Origin of the sequence: Pedobacter sp. JCM 36344 (assembly GCF_046546555.1) — a bacterium.
In the GTDB taxonomy this organism is placed as follows: Bacteria; Bacteroidota; Bacteroidia; order Sphingobacteriales; family Sphingobacteriaceae; genus Pedobacter.
Genome location: NZ_JBKHKK010000010.1, coordinates 41,471 through 55,969 on the forward strand (window position 1 = coordinate 41,471; position 14,499 = coordinate 55,969).

Below are 14,499 nucleotides of genomic sequence, written 5' to 3' on the forward strand. Positions count from 1 at the left end.
AAATTTATACCTACAAAAAAATTGGAACACACAAAAGCCATATACATATGAAACTAAATCATTTATTCACCGGGATGCTTGTCGTCACAGCGTTAGTTGTAACTTCTTGTTCTACACCGAGGGTTGCCCAGCAGGGAGCGGTTACCGATGATGTTTACAATAGTAATGCACAAGCAAAAGTTTATGTGCCGGCGCCCGTTAGAACCGTTCAACCGGCTACACAGGAATATCAGGAAGATGATTACTATGGAACAAGTGATCCTTACTACGATATGGATTACTCTTCCAGAATCAACAGATTTTCTTACGGTTCAGCTTGGAGATCTTACTACGATCCATATTTTTACGGTTATAATGACTTTTATGGAGGATTTGGCGGCGGATTTGGCTGGGGAAGCTTGTATTCTCCCTTTTATGGATATAACAATTGGGGCTTCAACAACTGGGGATACGGTAGCTATTTTGGTGGCGGGCTCGGCGGTTACTATGGCGGAGGTTTTCTAGGAGGCGGTTATTACGGTGGCGGTTATTACACTGGAAGAACGACTAATGTTCCCGATTACAAAGCAAGGCCGTATGTTGGAAGGGAAAATGGAGTTGGGACAAATCGTGGCATGGCCAAGTCAACTACTAGAAGATCGGATGTTAACGGTAACCCTACATTGGAAAGAAGTAGATCTGAGAGATATAATCCAAACGATAGAGCTGCAACAGTACCGAGCAGATCGGATCGTTCTAATGCTCCTGCACAACGGCCTACAAGAACGGAGTCAGCACCTGCAAGACCAGCACCAACATATTCTCCACCAACGAGGTCAGAGAGTTCACGGGGCAGTGGCTCGTCATCTTCAGGAAGTAGTAGTGGCAGTAGTGGCGGCGGCGCAAGACCTACCAGGGCGGGTAGAGGATAGTTTGTAAATTAGCGATCGACATACATGAAAAAACTTTTATTTTCCTTGGCAGCTATAGTAGTTGCTTCAGGAACCACATATGCGCAGAGTTATGCACCTGACGCGCTTAGATTTTCACAAACCAATTTTGGAAGTTCAGCCAGGTTTAAAGGCATGGCAGGTGCTCAAATTGGAGTTGGTGGAGATATGGGTTCAATAACATCGAATCCCGCAGGTTTAGGCCTTTTTACTAAATCTGAATTTAGTCTAACTCCCGAATTCGATAGCATGAAGGGTTCTGCAAATTATTTGAATACCAATACCTCATCATCGAAGGAAAGTTTAAATCTTAATAACCTTGGAGTGGTATTGTATAGTCCTACATACAGAGCTAAGGGTCAGGATACACAAACGGGATTGATAAGTTCTGTATTCGGATTTGGATATGCCAGAAACAACGATTTTAGCGCCGACTTTAGCTATGGGGGAACTAACCCAACAAATTCTATCGCAGACTTTTATGCGGAACGTGCAAATGCATCTGGACAAGCGCCAGATAATTTGAGTACTGGTTCTTTAGCAAGAATGGCTTATGATGGCTATTTAATCGGCTATGGGCCAGCGAAACCTTCGGCTCCAGGTTCTCCTAATATTTATTTTCCTGAAACAGACATAAATAACATGCAGAGGAAAAGCGAAATCAGATCTGGATCAACTTCTGAGCTAACTGCTGCTGGTGCACTAAACATATCAAATCAAATCTATCTTGGCGCAAGTGTAGGCCTCGTAAACATTCGATATGTGAATGACAGTGAATATAGTGAAGGAGGTTTTAATGTGACTGAAAACTCCAATTACAGCTTATCCATGAGACAAAATCAGGAAACAACAGGTTCGGGAATAAACGGTAGGTTGGGCATTATTTTTAGACCAGTAAGCAATTTCAGAGTCGGTGCTACATTCCAGACGCCAACATGGTTATTAATTGAGGACAATTATACCATTACACTTGATACCCGAATAGCCACTGGTGCAGCAGCAGGAAATTATGTTAGTGATCCTGAAAACAGTTCATTTAGATATAAACTTCGCACGCCTCTAAAAGGTTCCCTTGGAGCTAGCTATATAGTTGCAGGAAAAGCTTTGCTTACGGCTGATGTTGACTATACTGATTACTCAACCATTCAGTTTTCTAATGACATAAACAGCAGTGATCCAAATAGAATCAGAACAGAAAACGCTAATGTTAGAGCTAACTATAAAGAGGCCTTCAATTACCGTTTAGGAATAGAGTATAAGCTAGATAATGCTTTTAGTTTGAGAGGTGGTTATGGATTAAATGGTAGTGCAATAAAAGGTGACGACAGTGGTTATTTTGATACCAACATTTACTCAGGTGGATTAGGATATAGAATAGACAATTATTATTTTGACGTCGCCTATCAGCGTTTTCAAACAAATACAGAGTTGGCGCCTTATGAGTTAAATGACTTCTCAGAACCGGTTGCTAAAATCAAGACAACCAGAAATAACGTATTTTTAACATTTGGAGTAAGATTTTAATTAATGATTTATACGGAATCCATTCCTAGCCAATATTCTATCCACTCTGTTTTCGACGTTTAAATCTTTTATTAATTCAGGAGCATGATGTGGTTTTTTACGTGCGTCTATTATGATAGGACCATCACAGCCCCAATGTTTATTAATGGTTGACTCAGACACGCCGTAAATGTCTGTAGCTGGATTACTTCTGGTAAAGGTGATCCAAATTAAATTATTGATAGTTGCCGATGTAAACTCAGAATCATCACAAATCACAATAATGGTCAATCCAGATAAATCGTGTTTCTCAAGTGCGTGAGATAAGGTTAACACTCGCGTTTGCGTTGTTTTAGCATCCAGGTACGGACTAGCTGTAATTGTTGCAATTCCGGGAACAGCGATTCTTAGATCCGAAAAATCAGGAGGTAGCTCTGCTACGAACCCAAGGTCTGTAAATAACTTTCGCTTGACCTCTCCTGCCGCCGCAAAAACTACTTTAGATCCGCTATTTAGTCCTTCAGCACTATAGTCAAGGGTATCCATAGTGGTTTGAGTATGAAAGTGCAGATCTTTTCTAAAATCCATTCTACACAAAACATGTTGCAGAAACTCAGATAAGTGATGAGTATCCAGATTTGCATCATCCTCTTGTGCAGCGATGAAAAGATACTTTGCGAGGCTCAATTGATTCTTCCCTAGAATGTGATTGGCGATGGTTAAAATCTCCTGAGGTTTACGTTCTTTAAGATATGGTGTGTAGCGCTCACTTCCTATTGCAAACAAAAGTGGGTGTACGCCTGCCGCATCAACTGCATTTACTTCTTTCAATCCATGGATTTCTTTTGGTAGTGTTGAGCCAGCAATCTCATGAATAAGAGCACCAAAGCTGGTATCTTCTTGAGGTGGGCGACCAACAACCGTAAAAGACCAAATTGCGTCTTTGCGGTGGTAAACGTTGTGCACTTTCATTAAAGGAAAAGGGTGTGTTAGGCTGTAGTAGCCTAAATGGTCGCCAAATGGACCTTCTGGCTTGGTCTCATTTGGATAGACTGTTCCAGTTATAACGAAATCGGCGTCAGCAGAAATACAGAATCCTTCGTCGTCATAAAAGTACCTGAATCTTCTATTTCCTATAGCGCCTGCAAATGTCATTTCAGACAAACCCTCAGGTAATGGCATTACCGCTGCAAGCGGATGAGAAGGTGGACCGCCAACAAAAATACTTACTTTCAAAGGTTGGCCTTTGGCATTCGCTTTTGATTGATGCACACCTATACCCCTATGAATCTGATAATGCAATCCAATCTCCTTATTTATTTCATAATCATTTCCAGAGAGTTGAATTCGATACATCCCAAGATTAGCACTCAGTATTCCAGCCTTGTCAGGATCTTCAGTATAAACCTGAGGCATAGTGATGAATGGACCGCCATCCATAGGCCAGTTAACTATCTTCGGTATGGCATCAATTGTAGTCTTCTGGAATAAAGACTTATTAAATCTTTGTTTTAAAGGTAATGCTGTGAGTGCTGTAAAGGCAATTTTAGGTAGTTTAAAAGGATTTTTAAGGGCCTTAATTGGATCAGAACGTAAGTTCACTAATTGTTCAACTTGCTCAAGGCTATCTCTAAACATAAATTTAGACCGTTCAAGTGTTCCGAAAAGATTGGAGACTGCTGGAAACTTGCTCCCTTTAACCTTTTCAAAAAATACTGCTGGACCTTGCTGGTCATATACCCGCATATGTATCGCGGCCATCTCTAGGTAAGGATCTACTTCTTCTTTAATTCTAATCAGATGGCCGTGTTTCTCGAGATCAGAAACGCATTCGGCTAAGCTCTTATATCCCATGGTTTATCAAAGGTATTAAAAAAGAAAACGTCATGCCGACCTAGCATGACGTATGGAAAAAATATGAATTTAAGATTATTTTTTGCCTGCGAATGACCTTAACATCCACGTAGTTTTTTCTTTAAACTGCATGAATTTGTTCACCATATCATTTGTACCGTCGTCGCCAGCAGTTTCTGAAGCCTCCATAATATCGCGTTCAAGTTGAATTAGCTGAGCCATATCTTCTAGTAACGCATCTACCATTGCGAGATCATTCATTCCGATAGTATTAATTTCCTTGATCGCACTTTCTTTAATATAGTCAGCGAAGCGACTATGTGGTGGTTTTCCGAGAGTTAGCACACGTTCTGCAATCTCGTCAATTGTTAATTGAGCATTTGTGTAAAGTTCTTCAAACTTGATATGTAGAGTAAAGAAGTTTTGACCCTTGATGTTCCAATGGCATCCTCTCAACTTCTGATAATGAATGTGGTAGTTCGCCAAATATTCATTTAGTAAATCTACAACTGGCTTGACAGCTTTTTCACTTAAGCTTATTTCTTTTGCGTCCATAATAATATGTGTTATTTTGTCCCTCGTAGCGAGCGAAATTATAAGGTAAACAACAGGAATCACTATTGGTTTGAAAAATGTTATAGCAGCAAGGAACAATAGTAAAAAGGAAAGTTCGTTTAAAAAGAGCATTCAGTTTGCAGCCACCAACAAACATGCGTTATTTATATTATTCGTATAATTGCCCATTGATAATTTTATTAAACATTAATGTATAAATATCTTAGTCTATCAGCTTTTGCTATCATCATTAATATGAGTTCAATAAAGGCCAGTCCATATCTGATCAAAAAGATTACAAGAGATTCTATTGGCGTAGAAAACAACAACGGAAAAAAAGTTATCATTCATCAAATAGATGCCAAGGATACTTATTATTCAGTCGCAAGAAGATATGGCTCGAACCCAAAAGATATAATGAGCTTCAATGACAGCAAGTTTCTTAAGATTGGAGTTATTATCAAAGTCCCTACAAATATTCCATTTTTAAGATCGTCTGGTATTTCGCAAACCGTTAAAGTTCCAGCATCTACTTCTTCCCCCCTACCAATTATTAAGGAGCCTTTGATCGAGCACGCTGTCGCTAAAAAGGAAAATCTTAATATGCTTGCCGAGAAATTTGGAACAACAGTTGATGAGATTAAGCGAATTAATAATCTAAAGTCTATAAACCTTCAGATCGGACAGATTTTGAAAATACCTACAAAAAATGCCGCAGAAGAAGTTTCCAATATTATCGCTACCAATCCTGAAAAGCCTTTGGCAACCATTATCACAAGTTATCCAAAACCTATCGAGCAGAGTAAACCAGCCGTGACTTCTGATCCAAAATTTGCGGCTAAAGATGATTTCATAGAGCATATCGTTGCCGGAAATGAGACCATGTACTCCATTGCTACCAGTTATAAAATGACAATGGATCAGCTTAAAGCAAAAAATCATCTTAATGATAATTCCCTGCGTGTAGGTCAGAAATTGCTCATCAAGGGTCAATATGCCGTTAAACCTGCATTTATACCTCCTGTTTCAACTCTGGCTATTGACAGTATAAATTCTTTAAAAGACCCGTCTCTAAGATATCCACCTAGCCGATATGGTTTAAACCAAGTTGATGAAAAGGGAACTGCGACCTGGATTGCTGATCAGGATCTCGACCCGACTAAAATGCTTGTTCTGCACCGTTCCGCACCAATTGGAACTGTAATGAAAATAACTAATCCAATGAGCAACCGTACAACTTTCGCCAAGGTTGTTGGTAAATTTACTGAAAACGAATCCACAAAAGATATTATAATTGTAATGACAAAAGCTGTTGCTGATGCTCTCGGAGCTTTAGACAAAAGATTTTATTGCAATTTAACATACGGCGGACAAGAAAATGAACAAAAATAAGCCTTTCATTATCGGCATAGCGGGAGGAAGTGGATCCGGAAAAACCTTCTTTTTAAACTGTTTTCTTCATCACTTCAAAAATGATGAGGTGACTTTGGTTTCCCAGGATGATTATTATATTCCTGCCGGAGAAATGACGCAGGAGGAGAATAAGCTTTACAATTTTGATTTGCCTTCTACGATAGACGATGAACAGTTTTTACATGACATTAAACAACTAGTAAAAGGAGAAGTTGTCTATAAGAAAGAGTACAATTTTAATAACCCACTAGCAGTTGTAAAGATTTTGGAGATAAATCCAGCTCCAATCATAATTGTTGAAGGTCTTTTTATTCTACATTTTAAAGATATCGCTGTCCTTTTAGATCACAAGGTTTTTATAGAAGCTGATGAACCAGTAGCTCTCGCCAGAAGAATTAGACGTGATGGAATGGAACGGGGTTATCCAGAAGACGATGTCATCTACAAATGGGACAATCATGTAGTTCCAGCATACAAAGAGTTCCTATTACCTTATAAATATGATTGCCACCAAGTAATTATCAATAATTTTGATACCCCAGAGGACATTATTAAAATCACAGATGAGATATCAGTTGGTTTTAAAGAACGGCTTGGGGCAAATGAAATTGGTTAGTCGAGGTTCATTTCTGGAACTGAATTCTCTGAAAAAAGCTTTCCGAGGGTCGACGCTCTGATAAAATCAACAGACACTCCTGGAGCACGTTCAATTAGCTTAAAGCCTCCACCGGGTAGGATATCTAATACAGCTAGTTCTGTGACAACTTTTTTAATGCATCTGACTCCGGTAAGAGGTAATGTACAGCTTGGAAGTAGTTTGCTTTCACCCGCTTTATTAATGTGTTGCATAGCTACAATAATATTTTTAGCCGAAGCAACAAGGTCCATGGCGCCTCCCATGCCCTTTACCATCTTCCCAGGAATCTTCCAGTTCGCAATATCTCCGTTTTCAGATACTTCCATTGCTCCAAGAATGGTTAAGTCTATTTTTTGACTACGTATCATTCCAAAACTCATGGCAGAATCAAATATTGATGACCCAGGCACAGTAGTAATGGTTTGTTTACCAGCATTGATTAAGTCGGCATCTTCCTCTCCATCATAAGGAAAAGGGCCCATACCCAAAAGCCCGTTTTCGGATTGCAATACAATGTTTATTCCGGATGGTATGTAGTTAGCAACTAAAGTTGGTATCCCAATTCCGAGATTTACGTAATACCCATCTTTAATCTCTTTTGCTATACGTTTAGCTATTCCATTCTTATCCAGCATATCTTTTAGGATTTATTACTTAATGTTTTTTGTTCTATTCGTTTTTCGTAATTGGAACCTTGAAATATGCGATGTACATATACTCCCGGAGTATGAATATGATCTGGATCAAGTTCACCTACTTCGACTAATATTTCTACCTCCGCAATAGTTACCTTTCCAGCCATAGCCATAACGGGATTAAAGTTTCGGCTTGTAGACCGGTAGATAAGGTTGCCTGCAGTATCGCCTTTCCATGCTTTGACAATAGCAAAGTCTGCATTAAAAGCGTACTCCATCAAATAATCTTTACCATCAAAATTTCTAACCTCTTTTCCTTCAGCGACTTCCGTACCTACGCCTGCTGGAGTAAAGATTGCGGGCATTCCGTATCCGGCGGCCATACACCTAGTTGCTAATGTTCCCTGAGGTATCAAATCCACTTCTAACTCCCCGCTTAAAAGCTGACGTTCAAACTCAGCATTTTCACCTACATAAGAGGAAATCATTTTCTTAACTTGACGCTTTTGAAGCATTAAACCAATTCCAAAATCGTCAACGCCGGCATTATTTGAAATACATGTTAATTTCATAACACCCTTTTCAACCAGTGCGGCAATACAATTTTCAGGTATTCCACACAAACCAAATCCCCCCAGCATTAGGGTATCTCCATCTTTTATATCTTGAATAGCAACTTTCACGTTTGAAACTACTTTGTTTATCATAGCTGTTCTTTTAATTAAAATACACATAAGTTATTCCATCTCCACCTCTATCGGCATGCTCATCTTCAACTCTATTCACCTGACGATATTTTTTCAAATACTCACGTATCAACTTGCGAAGAATACCATCACCCTTACCATGAATCAATTTAATAAAGGGAAAGCCGAGCATAATTGACTTATCGAGATATCTTTCAACTTCATGCAAAGCATCATCGCCTCGCATTCCTCTTAAATCCAACTCTGCATTAAAGCTCGAAATCGCCTCAGATATGCTTCCAGAATAAGAATTATTTTGAACTACTTTTTTTGCCTGCTTATTACTAATTTTATATACACGATTCTTCTTTAACACAGACCGTAAATCGCCAAGGGCTATTACCAGATTATCTCTATTAATCTCCAGGACTTGACCTGTAGTCTCACTGCTATTCAATTGAACCCAATCTCCAACCTCAATTGGACTATTAATGGGATTAATCTTCTCAACTACTTTTTTTTCTTCCCACACTTGATTATCGATGAGTTCTTTTTGTAGGTTTTGTCTTAGTTGCTTGGTCACTGTCTTATCAGCCTGCTTGTCTTTAATTTCTGCAATAGTATTCTCAACCAATTTATTGGCATTCTTAATAATGGATTGAGCTTCTAACTTTGCCGCCTTAATAAGAACTTTCTTATTCTCATCCAAAAACTCCTTTAACTTTTCATTCTCGGTAACAAGATTTTTTACTTTGTTTTGCTGATTCGATAAGTGCAGTTTTGTATCATAAATTTGCTTCTTCTCCCTCTCTAAATCTACCAGCAAACTATCTATTCTATTTTGATTTGTTCCTGTCTTTTCCCTAGCTAATTTTAATACCTCAGGTTGGAGGCCAATATTTTGGGCGATCTCGAATGCATATGAACTTCCGGGATTACCAATCTCTAAAATGTACATTGGTTTCATCTTGTCATTGTCGAACAACATCGAGGCATTCTCCAAGCCAGGCGTGTTACCTGCAAATAGCTTTAAATTTGAATAATGCGTTGTAATAACTCCTCTTACTTTTTTGTTGTTCAATACTTCTAAAACGGCTTCGGCCATAGGACCGCCGAACTGCGGATCAGTTCCAGTTCCAAACTCATCTATTAAAAAGAGTGATTTCGGAGTCGAATGTGCCACAAAGTACTTCATTTTAATTAAGTGTGCGCTGTAGGTACTTAAGTCGCTCTCTATGGACTGGTCATCTCCAATATCAGCAAAGATCTGGTCAAAAATACCAACTTCACTTGACTCATGAACGGGTATAAGCAACCCGGATTGAACCATAATTTGGAGTAAACCAACTGTTTTCATACAGACTGATTTTCCTCCTGCATTGGGTCCGGACACAACTACAATTCTCAAATTATCGTTAATATGGATGTTGAGTGGTACTACTATTTTCTTGTCCTCCCGGAATGATAAATAGAGAAGAGGATGAGTAGCATTGATCAACTTCAACTTGGATTCCCTAATCAAGACTGGCATTTCTGCTTCAACATCAATTGCAAATAAAGCCTTAGCCCTTACAAAATCCAACTTAGTCAAAAAGCCATGGTAAGACAATAACAAAGGCGTATAAGGCCTAAGCTCGGAAGTTAACGCTATTAAAATCTTGATGATTTCTCTTCTCTTATCAAATTCAAGGTCACGCAACCTATTATTCAAAGTAAAAACCTCCTCAGGTTCTATGTAAACCGTTTGTCCACTTGCGGATTCATCATGAATAAATCCTTTAAGCTTTCTTTTATTTTCCGCCAATACAGGAATACACATTCTACCATCACGAATCGTCAAGCTTCCATCAGCAGCCCAGTTATTGCTTAGGGCTTGTTTATATATAGAATCCATTCTCTTCCGGACATCTTGTTCTGCTTTGGAAATATCCCCGATGATCTGCTGTAAAGTAGGCGAAGCATTAGGTTTTATTTTGCCTTTAGGGTCCAGTACGGTCTCGATTTTTTTAAGGATATTTTTTTCTACAGGTAGGTGTTCAAAAAGGGCTTCCAAACTTGGGTAAACTTCTTTGCGTTCTTCAAAGAAACGCAAAACTGAGAATACCGTTTGCAGTGATGCATAGATTTGATGAAGTTCATCTTCTATAAGATAAGTCCCTTCTACCGTTATTTTATTAGCTAGCGATTTGATGTCAAAGAAAGTACTGATCTGCAAAGTCTCCTGGTTTACAAGAATACTTTTGAACTCATAAGTTTGACGTAAGAATTTATTTATTTGATCAAACTTGTTCATTACCTGCATTTTGGCAACCATTTGTTGTCCCATTACGCTCAGGCAATGCTTATGGATATGTTGTCTAACCTCATTAAACCCCAACCGCTCTAAACAATTCTCCGGATATAGCATATTTATACTTTTGCAGGCTTTATTGCCAATGCACGCTTAGAGCTTATGGCCTTCACCTTCATTATTAATTTTGATTTCTTTAAAGAGTCAATTCGTTTCTTTGATTTGACCTTGTTTACTGAATCCGTTTTCTTCTTTAAAATTACCTTTTTAACAGAGTCGGCAGACATAATGGAATCCCTTTTTGCTTTCCGCTTAGCTTGTGCTTGAACTTTAACGGTACTTAGTGAATCTATCTTGATGAGCTTCAATTTTTGTTTTAATAATCCAGCATTAACCCTTTTATAGATACCATCCATAACCGTTGGATTTTTATAATAATATTCCATGCTTTTGTAAAATTTCGCCGAATCGACACCAAACTTTTTATAGATACCCTTGTAAAGTGACGCGGCAATAATTTTGGAGGAATCCGGTCGGACAGTTGTAATGTAACCGTCAACGATGTGTATATCATTCAATACCAAAGCCATATCGTCCGGCTGAATAATGTCACCTGGAATTCCTGGCTTACAGGCAGCACCTAATAGGAAGCAGAAAACTATATATTTGAAGCCTTTCATTGTATTTAAAAGTTGATTATTTCTTAGCCAAAGTTCGCGAAGGTTGTTAATTTTACCAAAAATACTGATAAATGAGTATAGCAGATAACTTATTGAAATATAAAACAGAGCTCGACGAAAGTGGCGTTAAGCTAATTGCGGTATCGAAATATCATCAAGCGAGTGCCATTCAGGAAGCTTATGATGCAGGTCAGCGTGTATTTGGTGAAAACATTGTTCAGGAAATGGTGGAAAAGGAATCACTATTACCAAAAGATATTGATTGGCACTTAATTGGGCATCTGCAAACCAACAAAATCAAATATATTGCCCCTTTTGTCAGGCTGATCGAATCGGTAGATAGCTTAAAGCTTCTAATTGAAATAAACAAACAGGCAACAAAGAATAAAAGGATAATAGACTGTCTTTTGCAGATCTATGTTGCCGATGAGGATACAAAATTTGGACTAGAATATGATGAGGCTATTGAATTGTTGAGGTCCCAGGAATACTCAGAAATGCAAAATATTAGGATAGTAGGTTTGATGGGTATCGCCAGTAATAATGCTCTGGAAAAGCAAACTTTAGATGAATTCATGGAGTTAAAAGTGCTCTTTGATGGTATAAAAGTCAGCTTCTTTAGGAAGGAGGAGTCATTCAAAGAAATCTCCATGGGTATGTCTGGTGATTACAAATTAGCTGTCGGGGCCGGGAGCACGATGGTTAGAATTGGGAGTAATATATTCGGTAAGCGTATAATAAAGCATTATAAAGCAGAGTAAAATGGAATTAAGGATTGCAGAACAGAGCGATTGTCCTCGTTTGCTTGAGCTCATTCAAGAGCTTGCGGATTATGAGAAGGCGCCTGAGGAAGTAACCGTTACACTGGAAGAATTTGTTGACGCAGGGTTTGGAGCTGATAAGGTATGGACTGCCTTCGTTGTTGAAGCCGATGAAAAAATAGTTGGATTCGCATTATACTATACCCGATACTCTACCTGGAAAGGTTGTAGGCTCTATCTCGAAGATTTCATAGTAACTAAAGAATACCGGGGCAGAGGAGTTGGTAAGCTTTTGTTTGAGCGTGTGATGCAGGAAGCAAAAGATAAAAACTACAACGGGATGGTATGGCAAGTCCTGGACTGGAACGAACCTGCAATAAATTTCTATAACAAATATGCCGCACAGATTGAGGAGGGTTGGCTAAACGCATCATTTTCTAAGGCACAAATATCAGAATTATGAAGAGATTAGGAATGGCATTGGCTATTGCAACAATTATCGCTTGTCAGAGCGAGAAAAAAACTGACCAAACTATTGATTCAGCTACCAACGCTTTACAACCATCAACTGATTCTATCAGTTTCAAATACGATTCAGTCAAGGTATACAGTACAAATCCTGTTTCTGCCGATGCCCGTGTTACAGATACAGCGAAGGCGGTGATATCGTACCCGGTCTTCACTGATAGTAAATTGAATGATTTTGTGCTAAAGAAAATTACGGGAACTGTTGATGCTGAAAAAACATACAGTTCGTATGACAGCTATGCAAAAGGCTTTATAAAAGACTTTGATAGTTTTCAAAAAGAGAATCCAGATCGCATACAGACTTGGTTCCTAACCATTAATACAAAAGTTATCAAACAAAATCCGCAATATATTGCCTTTTACACTACTTACATTAACTTTTCTGGAGGTGCGCACCCGAATAGTTCATTTACTTACCAGAATTACAACCCTGTAACCCATCAGAAAATAATCCTTGATTCTTTATTATTACCTGGATCAAATGCTAAGCTGAACGCAATCGCCGAAAATATCTTCAGAAAAAATGAAAAGCTAACACCCGATCAAAGTCTTAAGAACAGTTATTTTTTTGAGAATGACACCTTCAAATTAAACGACAATTTTACAGTTACTGACGAAGGTTTACTTTTTTTGTATAACCCTTATGAGATCAAAGCTTATGCCTTTGGCATCACCAAATTGCTTATCCCGTTTAGCGAGCTGAAAGATATCGCAAAGCCTAAATCGTTAATCAGCCTTAACAACTAATGGAAGTATATAAGTTTGGCGGGGCATCTGTGAAAGATGCCGAAGGAGTGAGAAATTTAGCCGGTATCGTAGGAAATGCCAGGGACAAAAAACTGCTTGTTGTGATTTCTGCAATGGGTAAAATAACAGACAAGCTCGAGGAGCTTACCAAAGCTTACTTGTTCGGACAACCGAACGCCCATGATATCTTCGACGAAATTAAAGAATTTCATTTTAACATCATTAATGAGTTATTTTCAAACAATAACCACCCAATTTACAATGATGTTGCCAATTCATTTGTAGAAATAGAGTGGCTGTTGGAAGAAGAGGCAACAGATGCGCCAGATTATATCTATGATCAGATCGTATCAATAGGAGAAATCATATCTACAAAGATCGTTTGCGCTTTTTTGATAGCATCAGGATTGGAGGCTAAATGGCTTGATGCACGCAATTTTATTCATACAGACAATACCCATAAGGAAGGGAAAGTTAACTGGGAGAAAACAGAGCTGGAGATTCAAAAGCGTTTGATCCCCCTGATTGAGGATAGCATTGGAGTAACCCAGGGATTTATTGGAAGTACCAGTGAAAACTTTACTACAACATTAGGCAGAGATGGCTCAGATTACTCAGCCGCAATCTTTAGCGCTTGCCTCAATGCCGAAAGCCTGACGATCTGGAAAGATGTTTCAGGCGTTTTGAATGCAGATCCAAAGTGGTTTGATCAAACAGAAAGAATTCCTCAACTCTCCTATCACGATGCCATTGAGCTAGCTTACTATGGGGCAACCATCATCCATCCTAAGACGATCAAACCCTTGCAAAACAAGAATATACCACTATTTGTCAGGTCTTTTCTAGACCCCAATGCTGAGGGTACAAATATAACTACCATCAAGAATCATATTCCGATCCCTTCGTTTATATTCAAAGTTAACCAGGTACTAATCTCTATATTTCCAAAAGATTTCTCCTTTATTATTGAAGAAAATCTTAGTGAAATCTTTAATCTTTTTCATAAGCACAAAGCAAAGATCAACACAATGCTTAATTCGGCCATAAGTTTTTCCGTTAGTTTTGATCACGATGCGCAGAAACTGGAATCATTAATTGCGGATCTTTCTCAAGATTATAAAGTGAAATATAACACTGGAATGGAATTAGTGACCATCAGATATTATAACCAGCAAACAATTGATCGGGTGACAGCAAACAAAAACATCATCCTGGAAGTCAAAAGTAGAAATACCTGTCAGATTGTGATGCGTGATAAGATTCTTTCAAACTGATATAGAC

General features: G+C 38.5%; 14 protein-coding genes. 8 read left to right on the forward strand and 6 right to left on the reverse strand.

Annotated elements, in window-relative coordinates; all coding sequences use genetic code 11:
* Positions 1-47: 47 nt before the first annotated feature.
* Together ACHFIZ_RS11150 and ACHFIZ_RS11155 are read left to right on the forward strand one after the other, a co-directional pair.
* Positions 48-911 carry a hypothetical protein gene (locus ACHFIZ_RS11150; RefSeq protein ID WP_410885801.1) on the forward strand — a complete coding sequence of 288 codons (864 nt, stop codon included), beginning with the start codon at positions 48-50 and terminating at the stop codon, positions 909-911.
* A gap of 24 nt (positions 912-935) precedes the next feature.
* Positions 936-2,453 (forward strand): OmpP1/FadL family transporter, encoded by a 1,518-nt coding sequence (locus ACHFIZ_RS11155; RefSeq protein ID WP_410885803.1) that lies wholly within the window; start codon positions 936-938, stop codon positions 2,451-2,453.
* Here ACHFIZ_RS11155 and ACHFIZ_RS11160 read toward each other — a convergent pair whose 3' ends face one another.
* On the reverse strand, positions 2,454-4,286 hold the full coding sequence (locus tag ACHFIZ_RS11160; RefSeq protein ID WP_410885805.1) for a UbiD family decarboxylase: 1,833 nt from the start codon (positions 4,284-4,286) through the stop codon (positions 2,454-2,456).
* Between the two features lie 75 nt (positions 4,287-4,361).
* Positions 4,362-4,841 (reverse strand): Dps family protein, encoded by a 480-nt coding sequence (locus ACHFIZ_RS11165; RefSeq protein WP_410885806.1) that lies wholly within the window; start codon positions 4,839-4,841, stop codon positions 4,362-4,364.
* Positions 4,842-5,096: 255 nt separating this feature from the next.
* Between ACHFIZ_RS11165 and ACHFIZ_RS11170 the strand changes: the two genes are divergently transcribed.
* On the forward strand, positions 5,097-6,233 hold the full coding sequence (locus ACHFIZ_RS11170) for a LysM peptidoglycan-binding domain-containing protein (RefSeq protein WP_410885808.1): 1,137 nt from the start codon (positions 5,097-5,099) through the stop codon (positions 6,231-6,233).
* Entirely contained in the window at positions 6,220-6,870 is a 651-nt protein-coding gene (locus ACHFIZ_RS11175; protein ID WP_410885810.1) for a uridine kinase, read from the forward strand. Before ACHFIZ_RS11170 ends, ACHFIZ_RS11175 begins: the two co-directional genes overlap by 14 nt.
* Here ACHFIZ_RS11175 and ACHFIZ_RS11180 read toward each other — a convergent pair.
* The 4 genes from ACHFIZ_RS11180 to ACHFIZ_RS11195 are packed head-to-tail and all read right to left on the reverse strand — an operon-like array spanning position 6,867 to position 11,182.
* Complete coding sequence (locus tag ACHFIZ_RS11180) at positions 6,867-7,526, reverse strand: 3-oxoacid CoA-transferase subunit B (protein ID WP_410885812.1); 660 nt, start codon at positions 7,524-7,526, stop codon at positions 6,867-6,869. The genes ACHFIZ_RS11175 and ACHFIZ_RS11180 overlap by 4 nt on opposite strands.
* A gap of 5 nt (positions 7,527-7,531) precedes the next feature.
* Entirely contained in the window at positions 7,532-8,233 is a 702-nt protein-coding gene (locus ACHFIZ_RS11185; protein ID WP_410885814.1) for a CoA transferase subunit A, read from the reverse strand.
* A gap of 10 nt (positions 8,234-8,243) precedes the next feature.
* Complete coding sequence (locus ACHFIZ_RS11190; RefSeq protein ID WP_410885816.1) at positions 8,244-10,619, reverse strand: endonuclease MutS2; 2,376 nt, start codon at positions 10,617-10,619, stop codon at positions 8,244-8,246.
* 2 nt (positions 10,620-10,621) lie between these two features.
* Positions 10,622-11,182: a DUF4296 domain-containing protein gene (locus ACHFIZ_RS11195; RefSeq protein WP_410885817.1), complete on the reverse strand. Its 561-nt coding sequence runs from the start codon at positions 11,180-11,182 to the stop codon at positions 10,622-10,624.
* Positions 11,183-11,253: 71 nt separating this feature from the next.
* Between ACHFIZ_RS11195 and ACHFIZ_RS11200 the strand changes: the two genes are divergently transcribed.
* From ACHFIZ_RS11200 to ACHFIZ_RS11215, 4 genes are read left to right on the forward strand one after another with little or no spacing between them, the layout of a single operon-like run.
* Entirely contained in the window at positions 11,254-11,943 is a 690-nt protein-coding gene (locus tag ACHFIZ_RS11200; protein ID WP_410885819.1) for a YggS family pyridoxal phosphate-dependent enzyme, read from the forward strand.
* A gap of 1 nt (position 11,944) precedes the next feature.
* The gene (locus ACHFIZ_RS11205; RefSeq protein ID WP_410885821.1) at positions 11,945-12,406 is read left to right on the forward strand and encodes a GNAT family N-acetyltransferase; all 462 of its coding nucleotides are present in this window, start codon (positions 11,945-11,947) and stop codon (positions 12,404-12,406) included.
* The gene (locus tag ACHFIZ_RS11210) at positions 12,403-13,218 is read left to right on the forward strand and encodes a DUF3298 domain-containing protein (protein WP_410885823.1); all 816 of its coding nucleotides are present in this window, start codon (positions 12,403-12,405) and stop codon (positions 13,216-13,218) included. Before ACHFIZ_RS11205 ends, ACHFIZ_RS11210 begins: the two co-directional genes overlap by 4 nt.
* A complete protein-coding gene (locus tag ACHFIZ_RS11215) occupies positions 13,218-14,492 on the forward strand; it encodes an aspartate kinase (protein WP_410885825.1) in 1,275 nt (424 codons plus the stop codon). The genes ACHFIZ_RS11210 and ACHFIZ_RS11215 overlap by 1 nt, the downstream gene beginning before the upstream one ends.
* The last annotated feature ends 7 nt before the right edge of the window (positions 14,493-14,499 follow it).

Coding starts and splice junctions, on each gene's coding strand:
- ACHFIZ_RS11150 (WP_410885801.1), top strand. CDS start 48: ATGAAACTAAATCATTTATTCACCGGGATGCTTGTCGTCACAGCGTTA.
- ACHFIZ_RS11155 (WP_410885803.1), top strand. CDS start 936: ATGAAAAAACTTTTATTTTCCTTGGCAGCTATAGTAGTTGCTTCAGGA.
- ACHFIZ_RS11160 (WP_410885805.1), bottom strand. CDS start 4,286: ATGGGATATAAGAGCTTAGCCGAATGCGTTTCTGATCTCGAGAAACAC.
- ACHFIZ_RS11165 (WP_410885806.1), bottom strand. CDS start 4,841: ATGGACGCAAAAGAAATAAGCTTAAGTGAAAAAGCTGTCAAGCCAGTT.
- ACHFIZ_RS11170 (WP_410885808.1), top strand. CDS start 5,097: ATGAGTTCAATAAAGGCCAGTCCATATCTGATCAAAAAGATTACAAGA.
- ACHFIZ_RS11175 (WP_410885810.1), top strand. CDS start 6,220: ATGAACAAAAATAAGCCTTTCATTATCGGCATAGCGGGAGGAAGTGGA.
- ACHFIZ_RS11180 (WP_410885812.1), bottom strand. CDS start 7,526: ATGCTGGATAAGAATGGAATAGCTAAACGTATAGCAAAAGAGATTAAA.
- ACHFIZ_RS11185 (WP_410885814.1), bottom strand. CDS start 8,233: ATGATAAACAAAGTAGTTTCAAACGTGAAAGTTGCTATTCAAGATATA.
- ACHFIZ_RS11190 (WP_410885816.1), bottom strand. CDS start 10,619: ATGCTATATCCGGAGAATTGTTTAGAGCGGTTGGGGTTTAATGAGGTT.
- ACHFIZ_RS11195 (WP_410885817.1), bottom strand. CDS start 11,182: ATGAAAGGCTTCAAATATATAGTTTTCTGCTTCCTATTAGGTGCTGCC.
- ACHFIZ_RS11200 (WP_410885819.1), top strand. CDS start 11,254: ATGAGTATAGCAGATAACTTATTGAAATATAAAACAGAGCTCGACGAA.
- ACHFIZ_RS11205 (WP_410885821.1), top strand. CDS start 11,945: ATGGAATTAAGGATTGCAGAACAGAGCGATTGTCCTCGTTTGCTTGAG.
- ACHFIZ_RS11210 (WP_410885823.1), top strand. CDS start 12,403: ATGAAGAGATTAGGAATGGCATTGGCTATTGCAACAATTATCGCTTGT.
- ACHFIZ_RS11215 (WP_410885825.1), top strand. CDS start 13,218: ATGGAAGTATATAAGTTTGGCGGGGCATCTGTGAAAGATGCCGAAGGA.